Annotated in this window: 14 protein-coding genes; 8 read left to right on the top strand and 6 right to left on the bottom strand. The window is 68.9% G+C overall.

Annotated elements, in window-relative coordinates; translation table 11 throughout:
• Positions 1-50 precede the first annotated feature (50 nt).
• The 3 genes from ACT9AS_RS06645 to ACT9AS_RS06635 all read right to left on the bottom strand — a co-directional run bounded on the left by ACT9AS_RS06645 (position 51) and on the right by ACT9AS_RS06635 (position 6,325).
• Entirely contained in the window at positions 51-2,360 is a 2,310-nt protein-coding gene (locus ACT9AS_RS06645; protein ID WP_445099333.1) for a family 20 glycosylhydrolase, read from the bottom strand.
• A 91-nt stretch (positions 2,361-2,451) separates the two neighbouring features.
• Positions 2,452-5,214 carry a TonB-dependent receptor gene (locus tag ACT9AS_RS06640; protein WP_445099332.1) on the bottom strand — a complete coding sequence of 921 codons (2,763 nt, stop codon included), beginning with the start codon at positions 5,212-5,214 and terminating at the stop codon, positions 2,452-2,454.
• 106 nt (positions 5,215-5,320) lie between these two features.
• Entirely contained in the window at positions 5,321-6,325 is a 1,005-nt protein-coding gene (locus tag ACT9AS_RS06635) for a glucokinase (protein ID WP_445099331.1), read from the bottom strand.
• A gap of 423 nt (positions 6,326-6,748) precedes the next feature.
• On the opposite strand from ACT9AS_RS06635, the gene ACT9AS_RS06630 reads away from it, so the two are divergent.
• From ACT9AS_RS06630 to ACT9AS_RS06610, 5 genes are read left to right on the top strand one after another with little or no spacing between them, the layout of a single operon-like run.
• Positions 6,749-8,011: a glucose/galactose MFS transporter gene (locus ACT9AS_RS06630; protein WP_445099330.1), complete on the top strand. Its 1,263-nt coding sequence runs from the start codon at positions 6,749-6,751 to the stop codon at positions 8,009-8,011.
• A 51-nt stretch (positions 8,012-8,062) separates the two neighbouring features.
• A complete protein-coding gene (locus tag ACT9AS_RS06625; RefSeq protein ID WP_445099329.1) occupies positions 8,063-9,145 on the top strand; it encodes a substrate-binding domain-containing protein in 1,083 nt (360 codons plus the stop codon).
• Between the two features lie 32 nt (positions 9,146-9,177).
• Positions 9,178-10,185 (top strand): SIS domain-containing protein, encoded by a 1,008-nt coding sequence (locus tag ACT9AS_RS06620; RefSeq protein ID WP_445099783.1) that lies wholly within the window; start codon positions 9,178-9,180, stop codon positions 10,183-10,185.
• Positions 10,185-11,324 (top strand): N-acetylglucosamine-6-phosphate deacetylase, encoded by a 1,140-nt coding sequence (gene nagA, locus ACT9AS_RS06615; protein ID WP_445099328.1) that lies wholly within the window; start codon positions 10,185-10,187, stop codon positions 11,322-11,324. Before ACT9AS_RS06620 ends, nagA begins: the two co-directional genes overlap by 1 nt.
• A 16-nt stretch (positions 11,325-11,340) precedes the next feature.
• On the top strand, positions 11,341-12,417 hold the full coding sequence (locus tag ACT9AS_RS06610; protein WP_445099327.1) for a heparan-alpha-glucosaminide N-acetyltransferase domain-containing protein: 1,077 nt from the start codon (positions 11,341-11,343) through the stop codon (positions 12,415-12,417).
• A gap of 101 nt (positions 12,418-12,518) precedes the next feature.
• Here the strand turns inward: ACT9AS_RS06610 and ACT9AS_RS06605 are convergent, their stop codons facing one another.
• The 3 genes from ACT9AS_RS06605 to ispG all read right to left on the bottom strand — a co-directional run bounded on the left by ACT9AS_RS06605 (position 12,519) and on the right by ispG (position 17,163).
• Positions 12,519-14,729 carry a M4 family metallopeptidase gene (locus ACT9AS_RS06605; RefSeq protein ID WP_445099326.1) on the bottom strand — a complete coding sequence of 737 codons (2,211 nt, stop codon included), beginning with the start codon at positions 14,727-14,729 and terminating at the stop codon, positions 12,519-12,521.
• Between the two features lie 426 nt (positions 14,730-15,155).
• Entirely contained in the window at positions 15,156-15,920 is a 765-nt protein-coding gene (locus ACT9AS_RS06600) for a phosphatase PAP2 family protein (protein WP_445099325.1), read from the bottom strand.
• A complete protein-coding gene (gene ispG / locus ACT9AS_RS06595; protein WP_445099324.1) occupies positions 15,898-17,163 on the bottom strand; it encodes a flavodoxin-dependent (E)-4-hydroxy-3-methylbut-2-enyl-diphosphate synthase in 1,266 nt (421 codons plus the stop codon). Before ispG ends, ACT9AS_RS06600 begins: the two co-directional genes overlap by 23 nt.
• Before the next feature lie 142 nt (positions 17,164-17,305).
• Between ispG and xseA the strand changes: the two genes are divergently transcribed.
• The 3 genes from xseA to ACT9AS_RS06580 all read left to right on the top strand — a co-directional run bounded on the left by xseA (position 17,306) and on the right by ACT9AS_RS06580 (position 22,038).
• Positions 17,306-18,646, top strand: a complete 1,341-nt coding sequence (gene xseA / locus ACT9AS_RS06590) for an exodeoxyribonuclease VII large subunit (RefSeq protein WP_445099323.1) — start codon at positions 17,306-17,308, stop codon at positions 18,644-18,646.
• Between the two features lie 159 nt (positions 18,647-18,805).
• Positions 18,806-20,461: an acetolactate synthase large subunit gene (locus ACT9AS_RS06585; RefSeq protein WP_445099322.1), complete on the top strand. Its 1,656-nt coding sequence runs from the start codon at positions 18,806-18,808 to the stop codon at positions 20,459-20,461.
• Positions 20,462-20,601: 140 nt separating this feature from the next.
• Positions 20,602-22,038 (top strand): aldehyde dehydrogenase family protein, encoded by a 1,437-nt coding sequence (locus ACT9AS_RS06580; RefSeq protein ID WP_445099321.1) that lies wholly within the window; start codon positions 20,602-20,604, stop codon positions 22,036-22,038.
• The last annotated feature ends 25 nt before the right edge of the window (positions 22,039-22,063 follow it).

Raw genomic sequence — 22,063 nt, 5'->3', positions numbered from 1 at the left:
AGGCCACGGCCCGCCGCATGCCGTGACCGCACGTCGGCGCATGGCGCGTATCAGTGCCGGTCCGGCCGCAGCGCCACCCGGTCAACCACCCACATCGTCGGGCGCGTGTCGCCGGTGAACACGATGCACAGGTCGGCGCTGGCGGGATGCCGCGCCGGCAATGGCGCACGCAGGGTGACGAAGCCATTCGCGTCCGGTTCGGCCGGCAGCGGCACGCTGGCCAGCAGCCCGCCCTCGCAGCCGTCGCGCAGTTCCAACTCGCCGTGCGCGCTGCGCGCGGGCTGGAACCTGCGGTTGGGCTCGTCACCGGCGAGCTGGAAATAGTAGGGAATCCGGCCGGCGACCACGTCGACCGCGCCGATGCCGTCCAGCGGCGCGTCGCTCCACAGCCAGCAGGGATTGAAGATGTCGACGTTGTAGATCGCGCGGGGGCCGTCGAACGGGCCGTCGTCCTCCAGCCGCAGCATCAGGCCCTGGCTGCACATCGCCAGTTCCTCGTCCTCGCGCCGCAGCAGCGAGGCCGCGTCGAAGCGCCGCGACGCCGGCGCTCCCAGCACGCGCCCGTCGACGAAGGCCGCGGCCTGCACTTCCACCGGCAACCGCAACGACAGCGGAGCATCATCCCAGGACGGCGAGTCCTGCGTTGGCGGCGTGCCGTCGACGGTGTAGCGGATCGTTCCCAGCCCCACCGGCTGCGACAGGGCGACGTGGATGGCCCCGTCACCGTCCGCCGAGCCTTCGATCCGCACGTCGAACGGCGTGCGCGCGTAATCGATGCCCATGCTGCGGTATCGATCCAGCTGCGCCGGCAGCCGGGCCAGGAAGTCCGCGTAATCCTTGTTCGCGCGCGGCGTCCAGCCGGTCTCGGCGACGGCCGCGATGCGCGGGAAGAACGCATGTTCGACGCGCTCGAACGAACGCATGTGCTCGGTCCACACGTTGGCCTGCAGGCCGAGGATGTGGCGTGCCTGCGCGGGCGTGAGCGCGTCCGGCACCGGCTCGAATCCATAGGTCTTGCGCAGCGGGATGAGCTTCGGCCGGCCCGGCGGCTCGTCCGGCGAGCCGGTCTGCTGGTAATCGAAATACAGGTGCGACACCGGCGTCATCACCACGTCGTGGCCCTTGCCCGCGGCCTCGATGCCGCCCTCGATGCCGCGCCAGGACATCACCGTGGCATCGGCCGGCAGGTCGTCCTCGAGGATCTCGTCCCAGCCGATCACGCGCTTGCCGTGCGCGGCGAGGAAGCGCGCCATGCGCTCGACGAAGTAGCCCTGCAACTGCGCCTCGTCGGCCACGCCCAGTTCGCGCATGCGCGCCTGCACGCGCGGCGATGCCTTCCACTGGTCCTTGACGGCCTCGTCGCCGCCGATGTGGACGTAGCGCCCGGGAAACAGTTCGACCACCTCCGCCATCACGTCCTCGAGGAAGGCGAACGTGTCCTCGTCCGCGTTGAACAGGTACTTGTGCACGCCCCACTCGTTGGACACGGGCGTCGGGCCGTCCACGCTGCCCAGCCGCGGATAGGACGCCACCGCCGCCTGCGCATGGCCGGGGATGTCGATCTCGGGCACCACCGTGATGTGGCGCTCGTCGGCGTAGCGCACGATCCCGCGCACCTGCTCCCGGGTGTAGAAACCGCAGTACGGTGCGGGCTTGCCGGTGTCCGGGTCGATGCCGCCGCCACCGGCGGGAATCCGGCAGGCACCCGTGGCGGTGAGCTCCGGATACCCCGGGATCGGCAGGCGCCAGCCCTGGTCGTCGGTCAGGTGCCAGTGGAAGGTGTTGAGCTTGTGTCGCGCCATCGCGTCGAGCAGTTGCTTGATCTCGTCGACCGACTGGAAGTGCCGCGCGGAGTCGAGCATCAGCCCGCGCCAGGCGAAACGCGGGGTGTCGTCGATATGCAGCGCGGGGATGCGCGCGGGCGTGCCCTCGTCCAGCCCGGACGTGGCCAGCTGCCAGAGGGTGACGGCGCCGTAGAACAGTCCCCGCTCGTCGCCGGCGCTGACCACGATGCGCCGCGGCGAGACATCCAGCGAATACGCTTCCGGCGACGCACCCGCCTCCATCGGCGCGATCCGGAACTCCACCGCCGGCGCACCGTCCGCCCCCGCCCCGTCGAAACGCGGCGCGACGTGGCGACCGCGCTGCAGGTAGCCGGCGAACTGCCGCGCCACCCGCACCGCGCGCGGGTCGGTCGCGACCAGCGGGGTATCCGCACGCAGTTCGAACGTCCCCTCGCCCGGCGTGAGCGACGCGGGTGCGGGGATCAGCGACATTGGCGCATCCGCGCGCGCGTCGGCATGCGCCGTGAACGTGGCGAGGGGCAGCAGCGCCAGCAGCAGGAGGTGTCGGAGCTTCATTGCGGGTCCTCGCGGATCACGGTACGGATGCAGGAAAGACGCGGGCCCGGGAATCCCGGGCCCGCGGAGCAGTACGCAGGCCGGACCGCGCTCAGTACTTCAGGCGGACGTTGAAGTAGTACTGCCGGCCGTTGTTGTAGAACGAGGTCGGGATGGTCGAGCTCTGGTAGTACTTGATGGCCGGGTTGTTGAGGTTCAGCGCGTCGAGGCTGAAGCTCAGCCAGTCGGTGGCCTTGTAGCCCAGCGACGCCGACAGCGTGCCGAAGTCGTCCTGGTAGTACGGGTTGGCGCCCGACAGCCCGATCAGGAACGAGGACCGGTAGGTGTAGCTGACCCGCGCACCGAAGGCTTCGTTCTCGAAGTAGGCGCCCACGTTGTAGGTGTCCCTCGAGTTGCCCAGCAGGTTGTGGCTGCCGTCGGCCCAGGTGTGCGAGGTGCTGCCGTCGGAGTAGGTGTAGTTGGCGTTGATGCCGAAGAACTCGCCGATCGGCTGTTCGTACGCCACCTCCAGGCCCTGCACCTCGGCGTCGGCGTTGATCGGCACGGAGACGTTGTATTCCTCGAGCTGGTGGGTGAGCTCGCTGAACAGCATCTGGGTCTCGGTGCCGTAGGCGACGTAGTCCTTCATGTCCATCGCGAACGCGCCCACCGACAGCAGGCCGCGCGGCATGAAGTACCACTCCAGGTTGGCGTCGACGTTGGTCGACAGCACCGGCTCCAGGTTCGGGTTGCCGCCACCGCCGGTCTTGTTGAGGTCCGAGCCCCAGCTCGACGCGCCCAGCGCGGAGTAGTCCGGCAGGGTCTGGGTCTGCGAGGCGGCGAAGCGCAGGACCAGGTTGTCGTCGAAGTCGAACTTCAGGTTCGCGCTCGGCAGCACGCGGCTGTGCTTGTTGTTCGTGTTCACGATCTTCCAGCCGCCCCACACCGGACAAGCCCAACCACAGCCCGGGCCGGGTCCCTGCGCGAACAGGCTGGTGACATCCGCATTGGCGACATCGCTGACCGACTGGTAAGACATGATGTCCTGATCGACGTTGACGTAACGCAGGCCGACATTGCCGCTCCAACGAGCGCCGGTGAAGTTGGCTTGCACGTAAGCGGCCTGGTTCTTCTCTTGTACCGTCCATTCGGCGCCGTAGTTGCGGCGGCCGTTCGGGCCATCATCATCGGACAGCCAGTCCGAGTTGTTGATGATTGCGTCCTTCAGGGCGCCGGGCGTGAAGTACCAGATGTCGCGCGGGAAGTTTCCGCCGATGTCGCTGGCAAAGCCGTTCGGATACGAGCCGGTGGCGCCCCCTTGGAGCGCAGGCCAGATGTCGCCCGGGCTGGCACCTTCCGGCGACAGCGCCTTGCGCTCGTGGTCGGCGTAGCGCACGCCGAAGTCGATCGACGAGAGCGTGCCGGTGTTGAAGTAGTGGCTGAAATCGGCGGTGAACCATTCCTCGTCGTCCTCGGCGGTCACCTGCTGGTTGCCCCAGGTGCCGAAGCTGGTCACGCCGTCCGGGGAGATGTCGCCGCCGACGCTCCAGTCGACCGGCGAGCCATTGCCATGCGTGGTCCAGCTGGCGCCGCCGCCGTCGGCCACGGTCACCTCGGCGATGAACTGGCGCGCGGTCGAGCCTTCGCCGCTGGTGGTGCCGGCCTGGAACTTCGCACTCAGGTTGTCGGTGACCTGCCAGTCGACGTCGAAGGTCGCGTAGCTGCTCTTGGCGGTGGCCTCGCGGTAGATCATGTCGTACACGGCGTAGGGCGTGCCGGCCACGCCGGTATAGGTGGCTTCGGTCAACACTCCGTCGGTCACGACGTAGCCGGGATCCGGCGCCTGCGCCCTGCCGAAGTTGCCGCCCCACATCATGAAGTTGCGGTTGTAGTTGTTGGCTTCCATCTCCGAGCTGAAGCCGCTCAGGCCCAGGGTCAGGTCGTCGCTGGGCTTGAACTGGATGTCGACCAGCCCGCCCTGGCGGTCGCGGGTCTGTTCGAACAGGGTCGAGCCCAGCAGGCCCGGCGCCCAGACGCCGACCAGGTCGGGGTTGGCGATGCCGGCCGGGTCGGTGTCGGCGATCTGGAAGAAACCGCCCGGGATTTCCTGCGCCTGCCGGCTGAGCTCGCGCTCCTGCTTGAACGCCTGCACCAGCACGCCGAAGGTGCCGGCGTCGTTCCTGTAGTTGAACAGGCCCGACAGCTGCGGATCGGTGCTCTCGGCATTGTCCGAATGCACCGCGCCGATCGAGGCCTCGGCGCTGATCCGGTCGGCGAACTGCAACGGCCGGCGGGTGATGATGTTGACCGTGCCGGTGGTGCCGCCGTCCTGCAGCCTGGCCTGCGACGACTTGTTCACTTCCACCGAGCTGACCAGCTCGGATGGCAGCAGGGTGTAGCTGACGCTGCGGCCGACGTTGCTGCCCTGGCTGAGCACGAACCAGTCGGCCGAGCCGACGGTGTGGCCGTTGATCAGGGTCTGGGTCAGGCTGGGGCTGGTGCCGCGCAGGCTGACGCGGTCGGCTTCGTCGAAGCCGCCCTCGTCGGAGCTGGAAGAGCTGATGTTCACGCCCGGCAACCGCTGCAGGGTGTCGGCGACGTTGTGCGCCGGCAGCTTGCCGACGTCTTCGGCGGTCACCACTTCCAGGCGCGCGTTGGCCTCGCGCTTGGTGTCGAGTGATTTCTCCACGGCGCCACGGATGCCGGTCACGGTGACGGTTGCGAGGTCGGTCGTGTCTTCGGACTGCGAGGCACTGGCTTCCGCCTGCGCCTGGTCGGCGTCGCTGCCGGTGTCCTGTTCCTGGGCGTTGATGTGGGCGCTGAAGCCGAGGCAGACGACGATCGCGGCGGACAATGCGGATTTGCGGTACTGCATGGTCTCTCTCCCCTCTTTGCGTGGAATGGCCGGCGTCGACTGCAGGGTCGTGCCGTGTGTCTTGCCGGCCAGCACGCGTCGCGACGGGATCGCCACGCGCGCCGACCTATTGCAGCGGTGCCCGCGCTCCCGCGCCGGACAGGTACCAGTTGGCGGCGCCGATCACGCCCAGTTGCCCGTGCTCGACCAGCTTCACCGGAATCCGCTCCAGCGCCTCGCGCATCGGGCCCTTGTTGAGGAAGCGCTCGACGAAAGTGCTCTGCAAGACGAATTCGCGGATCTGCGGCAGGATTCCGCCCGCGAGATAGATGCCGCCCTGCACGCCGTACAGCAGCGCCATGTCGCCGACGGTGCTGCCGAGCAGGCCGCAGAACACGCCGAGGCTTTCGCGCGCGCGCTCGTCCGCGCCGGCCAGGGCGGCGGCGGTGATCGCGTCGGGCGTCGCGTAACCGGAGGTGGTGCCGTGCAGCGCGCACAGCGCGGCATGCAGGTTCATCAGCCCGGGGCCGGACAACGCATGCTCGACCGGTACGTGGCTGCGCTGGCCGAGCATCTGCCGGAGCAGCGCCATTTCCAGTTCGGTGCCGGTGGTGAGTGCGGCGTGCCCCGCTTCGGTGGCCAGCACCACCGGGCCGTGCGCGGACGGGATCCAGACCGCGGCGCCCAGGCCGGTTCCGGGGCCGACGATCAGGGTTGGGCCGGGCGGCACCGTGTCCGGGCCGGTGAGCTGCAACACCTCGCTCGCGTCCACATAGACGGCGGCATGCGCGACCGCCTCGAAATCGTTGACCAGCCGGAATGCGCGGAAGCCCAGCCGCGCGCGGATCGCATCCAGCGAAATCCGCCACGGCAGGTTGACCGCGATCAGCGAGCCGTCATCGAGCGGATAGCCGGCGCTGGCAATGGCACCTTCGGACACCGTGACCCCGCTCAGGCCGGACACGAAGTCCTCGATGATCTCGGCCAGCCCCGGGTACTGCGCGCAGACGTACTTGCGGTACTCCAGCACCTCGATCGGCTGCGCGGGATTGCCACTGGCGCGGACCAGGCCGATGCGGACGTGGGTGCCGCCCACGTCGGCGGCGATGAACGGCGCGTCGGCGCGGCTCATGGCGTCCACTGGCATCTGGCTGGCGACTGCGGGCACGTGGTCTCCGGTCGGGCTCCGCATCCGGCGGACGCGGCGGTGGGGTGGCCCGGAGTGTGGAAGTGCGCTGACAACGATGTCAACACACGGCCACCAATGACCCACCAGGAGGTCGGCAGTGGTGACAAAAATGGCATTGAATACATCCGTTTGCTTCCTTTGAATACAACTGTGTTTTGAATGAAACGTGCCAGGCGGTTACTGCAGTGCAGCAACAAGACAAGCCATGCTGCGCTGCACAAGCCATGAGTGCGCGAACAGGTGCATCGGTCGCGCCGAAAACATGGCTTGTACGGAAAAAATATGACAACGTTGCCCCCGGCCATGTCCATCGCGTCATCGGAACCGGCCGCGGGATCGCACCTCTGCGCACAGGAGACATTGTCCATGGCCGTTGCCGCATCCGCATCAAAACCCGCCGGCAATACCGGCTCGATCGCCATCATCGGCCTGCTGTTCTTCATCTTCGGCTTCGTCACCTGGCTCAACGGGCCGCTGATCTCGTTCGCCAGGCTCGCCTTCGACGTCAGCGAGGCGCTGGCCTTCCTCATCCCCAGCGCGTTCTACATCTCCTACTTCTGCCTCGCGCTGCCGTCGTCATGGGTGCTGCGCCGCACGGGCATGAAGAAGGGCATGGCGCTGGGGCTGTTCGTGATGGCGGTCGGCGCGGTGGTCTTCGGCGAATACACGACGCTGCGGGTGTACCCGGGCGCGGTGGCGGGCGTGTTCGTGATCGGCGCGGGGCTGGCGATCCTGCAGACCGCGGTGAACCCCTACATCAGCATCCTCGGGCCGATCGAGAGCGCGGCCCAGCGCATCGCGGTGATGGGCATCTGCAACAAGACCGCGGGCATCCTCGCGCCCCTGCTGATCGGCACCGTCGTGATGCACGGCATGGGCGATCTCGCGACCGAAGTCGCCGGCGCCGATGCGGCCACGCGCGAGGCGCTGCTGGCGGAGTTCGCCGCGCGCGTGCATACGCCGTACCTGGTGATGGCCGGCCTGCTGGCGTTGCTGGCGGTCGGCATCGTGTTCTCGCCGCTGCCGGACATCCATGCCGAAGAGGCCAACGCGGCCGCCGCCGGCAAGCGCGGGCTGCTGCAGTTCCCGCACATGTGGCTGGGCGCGCTGTGCATCTTCGTCTACGTGGGCGTGGAGGTGATGGCCGGCGACGCGATCGGCATCTATGGCCAAGGCTTCGACCTGCCGCTGGACCAGACCAAGTTCTTCACCTCGTTCACGCTCGGGGCGATGCTGGTCGGCTATCTGGTCGGGCTGGTGGCGATCCCGCGCTTCATCTCGCAGGAGCGCTACCTCAGCGTGTCGGCGGCGCTCGGCGTGCTGCTGGCACTGGGCGCGTTCGTGACCCACGGCTACGTCTCGGTCGGGTTCGTCGCCGCGCTGGGCTTCGCCAACGCGATGATGTGGCCGGCGATCTTCCCGCTGGCGATCCGCGGGCTCGGGCGCCTGACCGAAACCGGTTCGGCGCTGCTGGTGATGGGCATCGCCGGCGGCGCGGTGATCCCGCAGCTGTTCGCGGTGCTCAAGCAACACTACGACTTCCAGCTGGTATTCGCCGCGCTGGTGGTGCCGTGCTACCTCTATATCCTCTACTACGCCCGGCGTGGTCATCGCGCGGGCCTGGACTGATCTTGACGGGGCGCGGGCGATGAACGATTGCGGGCAAGGCGGGGACTGAACGTGCGCAGGCCGACCATCAAGGACGTCGCAGAGCGCGCCAAGGTGTCGCTCAAGACGGTGTCGCGGGTGATCAACAACGAGTCGTCGGTCATGCAGGCCACGCGCGACCGCGTGCTGCAGGCGATCGACGAGCTCGACTACGAGCCCGATCCGTCCGCGCGCAGCCTGCGCAGCGCGACGCCCTACGTGATCGGGCTGGTCTACGACAACCCCAACCCGTACCACATTATCGGCGTGCAGAACGGCGTGCTGTCGGCCTGCCGCGAAACCGGCTTCGACCTGCAGATCCATCCCTGCGATTCGAGTTCGCCACTGCTGGCCGACGAGCTCGGCGAATGGGCGCGACGTTCGCGCCTGGCGGGGCTGGTGCTGACCGCGCCGATGTCGGAGTCGACCGAACTGGTCGACGCCCTCGCCGCGCGCGGGGTGAAGCTGGTACGCATCATCGCCGCGACCGAGGACCCGAAGGACGGCCACCCCTGCGTGTTCGTCAACGACCGCGACGCCGCCTACGAGATCACCGAGCACCTGATCCAGCTCGGCCACCAGCGCATCGGCTTCCTCTGGGGCGGCGCCGCGCACCGTTCCAGCCAGGAACGCTACCAGGGTTACGAGGACGCGCTCAAGGACTACGGCATCACCCTCGACAAGCACCTGGTGGTGCCGGGCGACTACACCTTCGACGACGGCTTCCGCGGCGCGCGCCGGCTGCTGGCGCTGCGCGAGCCCCCGACCGCGATCTTCGGTTCCAACGACGAGATCGCCGCCGGCGTGCTTGCCGCGGCGAAGTCCGCCGGGGTCGACGTGCCCTACGAACTGTCGATCGCAGGCTTCGAGGACAGTCCCATCTCCAAGCATTCGTGGCCCGCGTTGACCACCGCGAAACAGGCGACCGGGGACATCGCCCGGCACGCCACCCGCCTGCTCGCCGGCAGCCTGCGCCAGGCCGACGGCGATGAGCATCCGCTGGGAATCCGCAACCAGGGTTTCGTGCCGCAACTGGTGGTGCGCGGCTCGACCGCGCCGATGCGCGCACGTGGCAACGCCGGCGGCCGCGACACCCAGGCGGAGCACGAGGCGTGAGCGCGTTGGCGCCCGCGCCGGAATCGACCCTGATGTTCCGCGAGGCCGCGGAGGCCGCCGACGTGGTGGAACGGCAGTTCGCGCGCAACCGCGACGCGGTCGAACGCCTGTGCACCGACCTGCGCCGCACGCCGCCGCCGTTCGTGGTGACCTGCGCGCGCGGAAGCTCCGACCACGCCGCGACCTACGCGAAATACCTGTTCGAGACCCAGCTCGGCACCGTCACCGCGTCGGCCTCGCCTTCGGTCGGTTCGGTATACGGGGCCACCCAGTCCCTGCGTGGCGCGCTGTACCTGGTGATCTCGCAGTCGGGCAAGAGTCCGGACCTGCTGCGCAACGCCCAGGCCGCGCATGACGCCGGCGCGCGCGTGGTGGCGCTGGTCAACGTCGAGGACTCGCCGCTGGCGCGCATGGCCGACACCGTGCTGCCGCTGCATGCGGGCGCCGAGCGCAGCGTCGCGGCGACCAAGAGTTACCTCGCCTCGCTGTCGGCGATCCTGCAACTGGGCGCCTGCTGGAAGGGCGAACCGCCGCTGCTCGATGCGCTCGATGCCCTGCCCGATGCGTTGCGCGCGGCATGGCGATGCGACTGGTCGCCACTGGTCGACGGGCTGACGGGTGCACGCAACCTGTTCGTGCTCGGTCGCGGCCTTGGCCTGGCCGCCGCCCAGGAGGCCGCGCTGAAGTTCAAGGAAACCTGCGGCCTGCATGCCGAGGCCTTCAGTTCGGCCGAAGTGAAACACGGGCCGATGGCGCTTGTAGGACCGGGCTTCCCGGTGGTGGCGTTCGCGCTGGCCGACGAAACCGGTGCCGGCACGCGCGCGCTGGCAGGCGAGTTCCGCGAACGTGGCGCGCCGGTGTGGGTGACCGCGGGCGATGCCGATCGCGACGGCCTGCCGATGGCCACGGCGCCCCACCCTGCCTGCGCCCCGCTGCTGGTGGTGCAGAGCTTCTACCGCGCGATCAACGCGCTGGCATTGCGGCGCGGTTTCAACCCGGACCTGCCGCCGCACCTGAACAAGGTGACGGAGACGGTCTGATGGCGATCGCGCTGGCGAACGGCAAGGTGCTGCTCGACGACGGTCTGCACGACGGCGTGGCGGTGCTGGTTGAAGGCGGCGACGTCATCGCCGTCCTGCGCGACGACGACCCGCGACTGCGCGATGCCGACGTCCATGACCTGCGCGGCAGCATGCTGCTGCCCGGCTTCATCGACGCCCAGGTCAACGGCGGCGGCGGCGTGCTGTTCAACAACGCGCCCACGGTCGAGGCGATCGCCACGATTGCGCGCGCGCATCGCCGCTTCGGCACCACCGGCCTGCTGCCGACGCTGATCAGCGACGACCTGGAGGTGATGCGCGCGGCGATCGACGCGGTGCGCGAGGCGATCGCCCGGGACGTGCCGGGCGTGCTCGGCATCCACCTTGAAGGCCCGTACCTGGCAGTCGCACGCAAGGGCACGCACGACGCCGGCAAGTTCCGCGTGCCCGATGCCGCCGAGGTGGAGCTCGCGACCTCGCTCGGCACCGGCGTCACCCTGCTCACGCTCGCTCCCGAACAGGTGCCGGCCGCGAGCATCCGCGCACTGGTCGCACGCGGCGCCATCGTCGCCGCCGGACACAGCGCGGCCAGCTACGAACAGGCACGCATCGGCCTCGATGCCGGCGTGCGCGGCTTCACCCACCTCTACAACGCGATGACGCCACTGCAGGGCCGCGAACCCGGCGTCGTCGGAGCGGCACTGGAGGACCGCGACAGCTGGTGCGGGATCATCGTCGACGGCGTGCACGTACACCCGGCCAGCCTGCGCGTCGCACTGGCGACCAAGCCACGCGGCAAGCTGTTCCTGGTCACCGACGCGATGCCGCCGGTCGGCGCGGACAGCCCGGACTACACGCTCTACGGCGAAACCATCACCGCGCGCGACGGCGTGGTTCGCAACGCCGCCGGTGCGCTGGCCGGCTCCGCGCTCGACATGGCCACCGCGGTGCGCAACGCGGTGTCGATGCTGGGATTGCCACTGGAGGAGGCCGCGCGCATGGCATCGCTGTACCCGGCGCGGTTCCTGCGGATCGACGACCACCGCGGGCGGATCGCGCCGGGATATCGCGCCGACCTGGTACTGCTCGACGACGCGCTGCAGGTCGCCACCACCTGGATCGCCGGCCAGCCCGCGTAGGAACACGGCAGACGCAATGCCCGTGACCGCCGCGCCACGCTTCCAGTCCGTCGACGCCCTGCGCGGTCTCACCGTCGCGGCGATGCTGCTGGTCAACAACCCGGGCGACTGGGGCCACGTCTACGCACCGCTGCTGCACTCGCAATGGCACGGCTGCACGCCGACCGACCTGGTGTTCCCGTTCTTCCTGTTCATCGTCGGGGTGTCGATCGCGCTGGGCGTGGTGCCGCGCAGGCAGGCCGGCGGCGACCGCGGCCGCCTGCAATGCGCCGTGCTCTGGCGCGCGGCGCGGATCGTCGGCCTTGGCCTGTTGCTGCACCTCGTGGCGTGGTGGCTGTCCGACGCGGAACACTTCCGCCCCTGGGGCGTGCTGCAACGCATCGGCCTGTGTTTCGCGGTCGTCGGTGTGCTCGCCTTGCATACCCGCGCCCGCGTTCAATGGCTGTGCTTCGCCGTACTGCTGATCGGCTACTGGGGCCTGCTTGGCTGGACCGGCGGTTACGAGCCATGGACCAACCTTGCCAGCCGCATCGATGCCGGCATGCTCGGTCCGCACGCGTACCTGTTCGACGCTGCGACCGGCCGCGGACACGATCCGGAAGGGCTGCTCGCGACGCTGCCGGCGGTCGCCACCACCCTGCTGGGACTGCGCGCCGGCGACTGGTTGCGCCACCGCCAGGTGCGCCGGCTTTGGCTGGCCGGCCTGGCCGCACTCGCACTGGGCGCGCTGTGGTCGCCGCTGTTCCCGCTCAACAAGAACCTGTGGACTTCGTCGTACGTGCTGTGGACCGGCGGCTGGGCGATGCTCGCGCTCGCCGCCTGCCACGCGCTGGTCGACCTGCGCGGCTGGCCGGCGCTGGGCCGCAGCTTCGGCGCCAACGCCATCGCCGCGTATGCGGGCTCGGCGCTGATGGTCCATGTGTTCGCCGCGCTCGGATGGTGGGAACCGGTCTACCGCATCGGCTTCAGCGGGTGGATGGCGCCCCGCTTCGGGCCGTACCTGCCGTCGCTGGCCTTCGCGCTCGCGTTCGTCGCACTGTGGTGGGGCATCGTGCGCTGGATGGACCGGCGCGGCTGGCATCCGAAGATCTGACGCGAGCGGATAAAGGAACCCCGGCGCGGAGCCGGGACCACCTCGAAAAAGAACCCCGGCACAAGGCCGGGGTTCCGGTCACATCATTCGACCATCAAACCTCAGAACTGCAGGCTCCAGAGGTCGATCTTGCCGGTGTCGTAGCTGTAGGCATCGTTGACACGCAGCTTCCAGGTGCCGTCGGCCGACTCCGACGACGCATTGACCGTGTAGGTCGCGTCGATGTCGTTGGCACTGCCGCCACTGCGGTTGCGCAGGTTGTAGACGCTGCCATCGGGCGCCACCAGGCTGACGGTGAGGTCACCGATGTAGGTGTGGTCGATGCTCACCGTCACTTCCAGGTCCGACGGCGCGTTGCCGCCGACGCCGCTGACGCTGATCGGGCTTTCCACGGTCGTGCGGTCGACGATCTGCACGTCGGTGCCGTTCTCGAAGTAGGTGTTGCCACCACCGCCGCCGTCACCGTCGAAGCTGCCGGTCAGGCTGACGCCCGAGAACGAGCTGTAGCCACGCAGCATCACGTGGTAGGTGCCCGCCTGCACGTTGCTGATGCTGCAGGTCTCGTTGTTGCCGCTGCGGTACGGACGGCAGTCGTAGCTGGACGTGGTCGGCGCGGAACCGAACTTCACGTACAGGTCGGCGTCACCGCTGCCACCGGAGGTGGTGAACTCCAGGTTGGACGCGCCGGCCGGAACCTCCAGGGTCCAGAACTGCTGGCTGTTCTGGGCACCGGAGATGCCGGTCTCCGGAACGCCGTTCTCGAGTTCGCCGCCACCCGGGTTCGGCGTGGTGCCACCGTCGCAGCTGACACCGACCACGGCGAACGCCGCGGTAACGTCGGCCACCGGGAACCCGAGCGCGGTCGCACCGGCCTCGACGCCGCAGGCGCCTTCGTCGAACGTGGTGTTGGGCTGCCACTCGAACTGGTTGGCGTAGGCGAACACCTGGAAGGCCTCCTTCGCATCCCAGCCGCTGGTCTGGGCAAGGGTGCAGTAGGCCTTGTTGTAGACGCCGCTGGAGTAATGCACGTCGAGGCCGTCGTAGTAGTCGTCGGCGTGGTCGATCGAGCCACCGTCCTGGGTCGGGTTGCACATGTAGCGAAGCGAGCCGTTGCCCTTGAAGATGTCAGCGCCGACCAGGAAGTCGTTGCTGCCGCGGTCGAAGAACTCCGCCGCCTCGCCGGCCATGTCGGAGAACGCCTCGTTCATGCCACCCGACTGGTACTGGTACTCCAGCCCCGAGTTCTGCTCGGTGAAACCGTGGCTGACCTCATGCGCGCTGACGTCCAGCGACACCAGCGGATAGAACGTGCTGGCGCCGTCGCCGAAGGTCATCGACGAGCCGTCCCAGAACGCGTTCTCGTAGCCGTTGCCGTAGTGCACGTTCATCTTGAGCCGGAACGTCAGCGGCGGAACGCCGACATAGGCGTCGTACATGTCGTAGACCACGCCGCCGAAGTGGTGCGCGTCGTTGAGCGGCGAGTACGCCCCGTTGATCTGCTTGACCGTGTTGGTCGGGCAGTTGAACGTGTGGATCGGGCCGCTGGAACCGTGGTTGAAGTTGTGGGTCTCGACGTTGGTGTTGACCATCGAGCAGGTGCTGCCCGACTGCTGCACGTCCAGTGCGGGGAAGTCGGTGCCGTACTGGTACTGGCCGATCTTCTGGTTGCCGCCCGGGCCGTAGCCATCGGCGAAGGTCAGGCCATCCCACTGGCGGATGACCTCGCCGGTGTTGGCGTCGATGATCGCGGTCGGGCGCGCGGGGGCGTCGCCGTTGACGAAGTACGAGGTCAGGTACACCAGCCGCGCCTGCCCCTGGGTGGCGGACTCGGGGGCATAGACGAACAGCTCTGCCTTCTGGTTGCTGATGTCACCGCCGCCGGCGCGCAGCGACTGGCTGTGGCGTGCAAGCACGGACTGGGCGCGGGCCTGGCTCAGCCGCGGGGTCACCGACGGCAGGTCGACCTGCACGCCCTGCAGCACCTGGCCATTCATGCGCAGGGCATTGCCACGGGCGTCCTGCACCACGGCCACGCTGTGGCCATAGACCGGCACGCCGCGGTAGGTCTGCTGCATGCGCACGGTGCGGGTGTTGCCGGGGGTGGCGGCCGAGCTGCGCGCCTTCAACGCCATGTTGGCGCCGAGGCCCAGTTCGCCGGCAAGCTGGCTGGCCGGGGTGGCGACCAGACTCTGTCGCTGGACCTGCTGGGTGTTCGCGGCCATCGCGGTCGACGCGGCGGCCATGCCGATCGCTGCCACCAGGGCTTTCAGGTGGATGGTGCGGAGGTGAGTGTTACGGGAAGTGCATGTCATCCGAAATCTCCTTTCCATGAAGAAAAATGCGACCGCCGTGGCGGCGCCGTGGATTGAACAAATTCCCCCTGTTCCCCGCGAACGCCCTGGCCATCTGGTGGTGGCATCGGTGACACCTGTCCAGGTGCCGGGTCCATCGCGCGGATCGCCGGCACCGGGTGGTGCGCGACCGCGCGAAATTAGAAGTGGCCGGAGTCGCCGTCAATTTTCGTTGGCGCACCGCGCGACTGTGCCGAATCTGGCAGCTTGGAAAAAATCGAGGATAAACAGACCATAAACCCGCCGCATGGGACTTGCAGCGAAAATCAACACGTGTTTGCACGCACCCTGAACCGCACCCGAATTGAAACACTGTTCCAGCAAATATCGTGCAGCGCAGCAAAAATTTCCGTGTGACGGCGGTCCGTTGCCTGCCGCTGCGACCGGTCAGTCCGTCCGGACGCGCTCCGCCCAGGCCCGCCCATGCAGGCGGAAAACCGCCAGGTGGCTCGCGACCGCCCAGGCACTGGCCGCGGCCCAGCCGGCAAGGATGTCGGACGGGTAATGCACACCTAGGTAGACACGCGAGAAGCCGACCAGCAGCACGAACGGCACCGCGACCGCGACCACCGGCCAGCGCCAGCGGGTCCGCCAGGCCAGCAGTACCAGCACCCAGGCCAGCGTCGCCGAGCCCATCGCGTGGCCGCTCGGAAAGCTGTAGGTCAACTCGGGCGTGATCGATTCCCACAGCGACGGCCGGTCGCGCGCGAACACCAGCTTGGTGCCGACGTTGAGCAGGCCCGAGCCGGCCAGCGCGAGCGCGGCAAACGCCGCCGCACGCCAGCGGCGCAACACCAGCAACACCAGCACCAGCGCGATGTCGAACGGAACCACGCCGTGCAGGTAGCCTATGTCGGTAAGGACGACGAAAACGCGGTCGAGCCCCGGCGTCGCCAGCCCATGGGCGAAGTGCAGCAGCGGCTCGTCGAAAGCGATGGCCTCCTGCTCGTGGATCTCGTCGGCCAGCTCGGCGAAACCCCACAAGGGCAGCAGCAGTCCGATGAATACCAGCAGCAATCGCCAGCCATGCCGATGCAGCAGGTCGGTGGTGACGCGGCGCTCCTCGCGCAGCACCTCGCCCGGCTTCGGCAGCCCGGCGTCGGGCGGCCCGCGATCGGACGACCGGGCGTCAGGCGACCCGGGCGCCGCCATAGTGGCGCTCGACGTAGTTGTCGATCAGCCCGACGAACTCGTCGGCGATGTTCTCGCCACGCAGGGTGACCGTCTTCTGGCCGTCCTCGAACACCGGCGCCGACGGCGCCTCGCCGGTGCCCGGCAGCGAGATGCCGATGTTGGCGTGGCGCGACTCGCCGGGGCCGTTGACCACGCAGCCCATCACCGCGAGGGTCAGGTTCTCGGCGCCGGGATGGGTCACCTTCCACTGCGGCATCTTCGCGCGCACGTGTGCCTGCACGGTCTTCGCCAGTTCCTGGAAGAACTCGCTGGTGGTGCGGCCACAGCCCGGGCACGCGGTGACCATCGGGGTGAATGCACGCAGGCCCATCGTCTGCAACAACTCCTGCGCGACGATGACCTCGTTGGTGCGCGACTGGCCGGGTTCGGGGGTCAGCGAGATGCGGATGGTGTCGCCGATGCCTTCCTGCAACAGCACCGCCAGCGCCGCGCTGGAGGCGACGATGCCCTTGCTGCCGATGCCCGCCTCGGTCAGGCCGAGGTGCAGCGCGTAGTCGCCGCGGCCGGCGAGTTCGCGATACACCGCGATCAGTTCCTGCACGCCGCTGACCTTGGCGCTGAGGACGATGCGGTCGGCGGGGAGGCCGATCTCGACCGCGCGATCGGCCGAGTCCAGCGCCGAGCGGATCAATGCCTCGCGCAGCACCCTGCCGGCCTCCCAGGGTTCGGCGCGGGTGTGGTTCTCGTCCATCAAACGGGTCGCCAGCGACTGGTCGAGCGAGCCCCAGTTGGCGCCGATCCGGACCGGTTTGCCGTGCTTGATCGCCAGCTCGATCAGGGTCGCGAACTGGCTGTCGCGCTTCTTGCCGAAGCCGACGTTGCCGGGGTTGATCCGGTATTTCGCCAGCGCCTCGGCCGCGGCGGGCTCGGCGGTCAGCAACTGGTGGCCGTTGTAGTGGAAGTCGCCGATCAGCGGCACCGGCGCGCCGATCATCGCCAGCTTGTCGCGGATGCGCGGCACCGCGGCGGCCGCCTCGGGGGTGTTGACGGTGATCCGCACCAGCTCCGAGCCGGCGCGCCACAGGTCGGCGACCTGCTTGACGGTGCCGGCGACGTCGGCGGTGTCGGTGTTGGTCATCGACTGCACCACCACCGGCGCCCCGCCGCCGACCTGCACGCCGCCGATGGTCACGGCGCGGGTCGACCGGCGCGATTGCGGGCCGAAAGCGGGATGGGCACAGGGAATGGCAGCGTCGTTCATCCCCCAATTCTACCGCCGCGCCCCGCCTCCTGTAGGAGCGACGTAAGTCGCGATCGCCTCGCCACCCGGGATCGCCGTGCGATCGCGACTTACGTCGCTCCTACATTGCGGTACCGTATCCAGCCGCGTCCGCCCCACCCCCATGCCCGCAGACGACCGCAACCATGTCCTCACCCCGAGCCAGCTGAACACGCTGGCGCGCGACCTGCTGGAAGGCGCCTTCCCGCTGGTCTGGGTCGAGGCCGAACTGGGCAACGTCTCGCGGCCTGCTTCCGGGCACCTGTACTTCACCCTCAAGGATGCGCGCGCGCAGGTCCGCTGCGCGATGTTCAAACCCAAGAGCACCTGGCTGAAGTTCCAGCCGCGCGAGGGCCTGCGCGTGCTCGCGCGCGGCCGGGTCACCCTTTACGAAGCGCGTGGCGAGTACCAGATGGTGCTTGACCACATGGAGGAAGCCGGCGAAGGCGCACTGCGCCGCGCGTTCGAGGAGCTCAAGGCGAAGCTGCAGGCCGAGGGCCTGTTCGACGATGCGCGCAAGCGGCCGCTGCCGGCGTTCGCCGCGCGCATCGGCGTCATCACCTCGCCCAGCGGCGCCGCGGTGCGCGACGTGCTGAGCGTGCTGGCGCGGCGCTTCCCGCTGGTCGAGGCCGACGTGCTGCCGGTGCAGGTGCAGGGCGCGACCGCGGCCGCGCAGATCACCGCGATGCTGCAGCGCGCGGCGGCGTCGGGCCGTTACGACGTGCTGGTACTGGCGCGCGGCGGTGGCTCGCTGGAAGACCTGTGGGCGTTCAACGACGAGCGGCTCGCCCGTGCGATCGCGGCCTGCGACGTGCCGGTGGTGTCCGCGGTCGGCCACGAAACCGATTTCAGCCTCGCCGACTTCGCCGCCGACCTGCGCGCGCCGACCCCGTCGGTCGCGGCCGAGCTGCTGGTGCCGGGCCGCGATGACCTGGCGCGCCGGCTGCGCGCCCTCGCCGCCCGGCTGCACAACCTGCAAGCACAGCACCTGCGCCAGCGGATGCAGCGCGCCGATCGCGCCGCCTTGCGCCTCAACGCCCTGCGCCCGCGTGCCCGGCTCGACCTGCTGCACCGGCGCCAGGCCGAGGCGATGCGCCGGTTGACCACCGCGTGGCAGCAACGCCTCGATCGCGAGCGCGCCCACCTGCGCCATGCCGACGCGGTGCTGCGCGCCGCCCACCCGCAACGCCGCATCGTCCGCCTGCGCGAGCGCCTGGCGTCGCTGGCGAACCGGCCGCAGGCCTGCATCGCCCGCCGGCTCGGCAGCGACGCGCTGCGGCTGCGCGCCCTCGCCCGCTCGCTGGAAGCCGTCAGCCCGCTGGCCACGGTCGCGCGCGGCTACGCGATCCTGCAGCACGACGACGGCCGCATCGTCCGCAGCGTGCTGGATGCCGCGCCGGGGGATCGGCTGCAGGCGCGATTGGGCGACGGCAACCTGCAGCTCAAGGTCGAACCGCAGAAATAGCCGGTTCCTTGTAGGAGCGACGTAAGTCGCGATCGCACGGCGATTCCGGGCATCAGCGAAATCGCGACTTACGTCGCTCCTACACAGGTCCCTTCCGTCGCCTTGCGCTAACGCCGTTTCGTTCAGACTGCCCCATCCAGCCGCACCAAGGAGGCACGCATGGCGAAGGCGTCCGACCTGTTCGTCGCCGCGCTCGAAGCCGAAGGCGTCGAGTACATCTTCGGCATCCCCGGCGAGGAGAACCTCGACCTGCTCGAATCGCTGCGCACTTCCTCGATCAAGCTGCTGTTGACCCGCCACGAACAGGCCGCCGGCTTCATGGCCGCGACCTGCGGCCGCCTGACCGGCCGCGCCGGGGTCTGCCTGTCGACGCTCGGGCCCGGCGCGACCAACCTGGTGACCGCCGCGGCCTACGCCCAGTTGGGCGCAATGCCGATGCTGATGGTCACCGGCCAGAAGCCGATCAAGACCAGCAAGCAGGGCCACTTCCAGATCATCGACGTGGTCGACACGATGCGGCCGCTGACCAAGTACACGCGCCAGATCGTGTCCGCCGGCAGCATCCCGGCGCGGGTGCGCGAGGCGTTCCGGCGCGCGCAGATGGAACGGCCCGGCGCGGTCCACCTGGAGCTGCCGCAGGACATCGCCGGCGACCCGACCGACGCCCACCTGCTGCCGGCGTCGTATTCGCGCCGCCCGGTCGCCGAGGCCAAGGCGATCGCCCACGCCGCGCAAACCATCGCCGACGCGCGTCACCCGCTGCTGATGATCGGCGCTGGCGCCAACCGCCAGACCACCGCCGACTGCCTGCGCGCGTTCGTCGACAAGCTCGGCATCCCGTTCTTCACCACCCAGATGGGCAAGGGCGTGCTCGACGAGGACAGCCCGCTGTGGCTCGGCAACGCCGCGCTGTCGGATCACGATTTCGTGCACCGGGCGATCGACGCCGCCGACTGCATCGTCAACATCGGCCACGACGTGATCGAGAAGCCGCCGTTCTTCATGCGTGAGGGCAGGCGCAAGGTCATCCACGTCAACTACGAGGGCGCCGAGGTCGACGCGGTGTACTTCCCGCAGATCGAGGTGGTCGGCGATATCGCCAACGCGGTGTGGCAGCTCGGCGAGGCGCTGACACCGCAGCCGCACTGGGACTTCGGCTTCTTCGACCGCGTGCGCGCGGCGCTGGCCGCGAACATCGCCAAGCGCGCGGACGACGACGGTTTCCCGCTGACCGGGCCGCGGCTGGTCGCCGACGTGCGCGCGGCGATGGGCGACGACGACATCGTCTGCCTCGACAACGGCCTGTACAAGATCTGGTTCGCGCGCAACTACCGTTGCCGCTTCCCAAACACCCTGCTGCTCGACAACGCGCTGGCGACGATGGGCGCCGGCCTGCCCTCGGCGATCGCCGCGCGCATCGTCCACCCGGACCGCAACGTGCTGGCGGTCTGCGGCGACGGCGGCTTCATGATGAATTCGCAGGAACTGGAAACCGCGGTTCGCCTCGGCATCGACCTGACCGTGCTGGTGCTCAACGACAACGCGTTCGGCATGATCAAGTGGAAGCAGCAGCACGAGGACTACCCCGACTACGGCATGGACGTGTCCAACCCCGATTTCGTCAGGTACGCGGAAAGCTACGGCGCGCGCGGACATCGTCCCGCGTCGACGGCGGAGTTCCTGCCGCTGCTGCGCGAGGCGCTCGCGCGTCCCGGCATCGACCTGATCGAAGTGCCGATCGACTACAGCGACGACGACCGCATCCTCAACGAGGAAATCCCGCGACTGAGCGCGGCGCTGGCCGACGCGCTGTAGCGCCGGTATTCCCTGTAGGAGCGACGTAAGTCGCGATCGGAAATCGTCCGTCCGCACCGGCCCCCGATCGCGACTCACGTCGCTCCTACAACCGCAGGAAGCACAGTCGGACAAGAGCTAGCAATCCAGGAGATTCGTAAATGGCCACCCTGAAGAAAACCTACCCCTACTACCTCGCCAACAAGCCGGTCGCCACCAACACCGACCTGGAGGTGTTCGACAAGTACAGCGGCAAGCGCGTCACCCGGGTCGCCATGGCCGACGCCAAGGCGGTCGGCAAGGCGATCACCGCGGCATACAAGGCGCGCGAGGCCATGGCGGCGTTCCCGCCCGGCGCGCGGCGCCAGGTGCTGGAGCATTGCGTGCGCCGCTTCGAGGAGCGCCACGAGGAGCTCGCGCTCGCCCTGTGCATCGAGGCCGGCAAACCGATCGCCGACGCACGCGGCGAGGTCACCCGGCTGATCGACACCTTCCGCATCGCCGCCGGCGAGGCCACCCGCATTGGCGGCGAGGTGCTGGAACTGCAGATCTCCGAGCGCACCGTCGGCTACCGCGGCATGGTCAAGCGCGTGCCGGTCGGCGTGTGCAGCCTGATCACGCCGTTCAACTTCCCGCTCAACCTGGTCGCGCACAAGGTCGCGCCGGCGATCGCGGCCGGTTGCCCGTTCGTGCTCAAGCCGGCGCTGAAAACTCCGATCGGGGCGTTGATCATCGCCGAGATCCTGGCCGAGACCGATCTGCCCAAGGGCGCGTTCTCGGTGGTCACCTGCTCCAACGACGACGCCTCGCAACTGGTCGAGGACGAGCGCGTCGCGCTGCTGAGTTTCACCGGCGGCCTGATCGGCTGGGACCTCAAGGCCCGCGCCGGACGCAAGAAGGTGGTGCTGGAGCTGGGCGGCAACGCGGCCTGCATCGTCGATGCCGACCCCGGCGTCGAACTCGACGAAGTGGTCAAGCGGCTGGTCTCCGGCGCCTACTACCAGAGCGGCCAGAGCTGCATCGGCGTGCAGCGCATCTACGTCCACGTCGACATCCACGACGCCCTGCGACGCAAGCTCAGGGCCGCCGTCGGCAAGCTGCGCATGGGCGACCCGCGCGACGAGAAGACCTTCATCGGCCCGATGATCGACGAGGGCGCCGCCAAACGGGTCGAGGACTGGATCGCGAAGGCGCGCAAGGCCGGCGCGAAGAAGCTCGCCGGTGGCGAGCGCGAAGGCAACATGCTGCCGGCATGGCTGCTGGAAAAGGTGCCGCATGACAGCGACCTGTACCGGCAGGAGGCATTCGGCCCGGTCGCCTTCATCGAGCCGTTCGAGGATTTCGACGACGCCCTCGCCGCGGTCAACGACAGCGAATTCGGCCTGCAGGCCGGCGTGTTCACCGCGCGCCTGGACCACGCGATGCGGGCCTGGGACCGGCTCGACGTCGGCGGCGTGGTGGTCGGCGACATCCCGAGTTTCCGGGTCGACAACATGCCCTACGGCGGGGTGAAGGCGTCCGGGCTCGGCCGCGAGGGCCTGCGCTATGCGATCGAGGACATGACCGAGCAACGGCTGCTGGTGATCCGCGACCGTTGATCGCGCCGGCCATCGATGGGCGTCA

It is taken from the genome of Lysobacter sp. F60174L2, from assembly GCF_052547135.1.
Note: the sequence above shows the minus strand (reverse complement) of the source record. Positions and strands in the feature narration are given on the sequence as shown.

Excerpts from the sequence above, each read along its gene's own strand:
- nagA (WP_445099328.1), top strand. The coding sequence starts at position 10,185 with ATGGCGATCGCGCTGGCGAACGGCAAGGTGCTGCTCGACGACGGTCTG.
- xseA (WP_445099323.1), top strand. The coding sequence starts at position 17,306 with ATGCCCGCAGACGACCGCAACCATGTCCTCACCCCGAGCCAGCTGAAC.
- ACT9AS_RS06605 (WP_445099326.1), bottom strand. The coding sequence starts at position 14,729 with ATGACATGCACTTCCCGTAACACTCACCTCCGCACCATCCACCTGAAA.
- ACT9AS_RS06620 (WP_445099783.1), top strand. The coding sequence starts at position 9,178 with ATGTTCCGCGAGGCCGCGGAGGCCGCCGACGTGGTGGAACGGCAGTTC.
- ACT9AS_RS06580 (WP_445099321.1), top strand. The coding sequence starts at position 20,602 with ATGGCCACCCTGAAGAAAACCTACCCCTACTACCTCGCCAACAAGCCG.
- ACT9AS_RS06610 (WP_445099327.1), top strand. The coding sequence starts at position 11,341 with ATGCCCGTGACCGCCGCGCCACGCTTCCAGTCCGTCGACGCCCTGCGC.
- ACT9AS_RS06600 (WP_445099325.1), bottom strand. The coding sequence starts at position 15,920 with ATGGCGGCGCCCGGGTCGCCTGACGCCCGGTCGTCCGATCGCGGGCCG.
- ACT9AS_RS06645 (WP_445099333.1), bottom strand. The coding sequence starts at position 2,360 with ATGAAGCTCCGACACCTCCTGCTGCTGGCGCTGCTGCCCCTCGCCACG.
- ACT9AS_RS06585 (WP_445099322.1), top strand. The coding sequence starts at position 18,806 with ATGGCGAAGGCGTCCGACCTGTTCGTCGCCGCGCTCGAAGCCGAAGGC.
- ACT9AS_RS06640 (WP_445099332.1), bottom strand. The coding sequence starts at position 5,214 with ATGCAGTACCGCAAATCCGCATTGTCCGCCGCGATCGTCGTCTGCCTC.
- ACT9AS_RS06635 (WP_445099331.1), bottom strand. The coding sequence starts at position 6,325 with ATGAGCCGCGCCGACGCGCCGTTCATCGCCGCCGACGTGGGCGGCACC.
- ACT9AS_RS06630 (WP_445099330.1), top strand. The coding sequence starts at position 6,749 with ATGGCCGTTGCCGCATCCGCATCAAAACCCGCCGGCAATACCGGCTCG.
- ispG (WP_445099324.1), bottom strand. The coding sequence starts at position 17,163 with ATGAACGACGCTGCCATTCCCTGTGCCCATCCCGCTTTCGGCCCGCAA.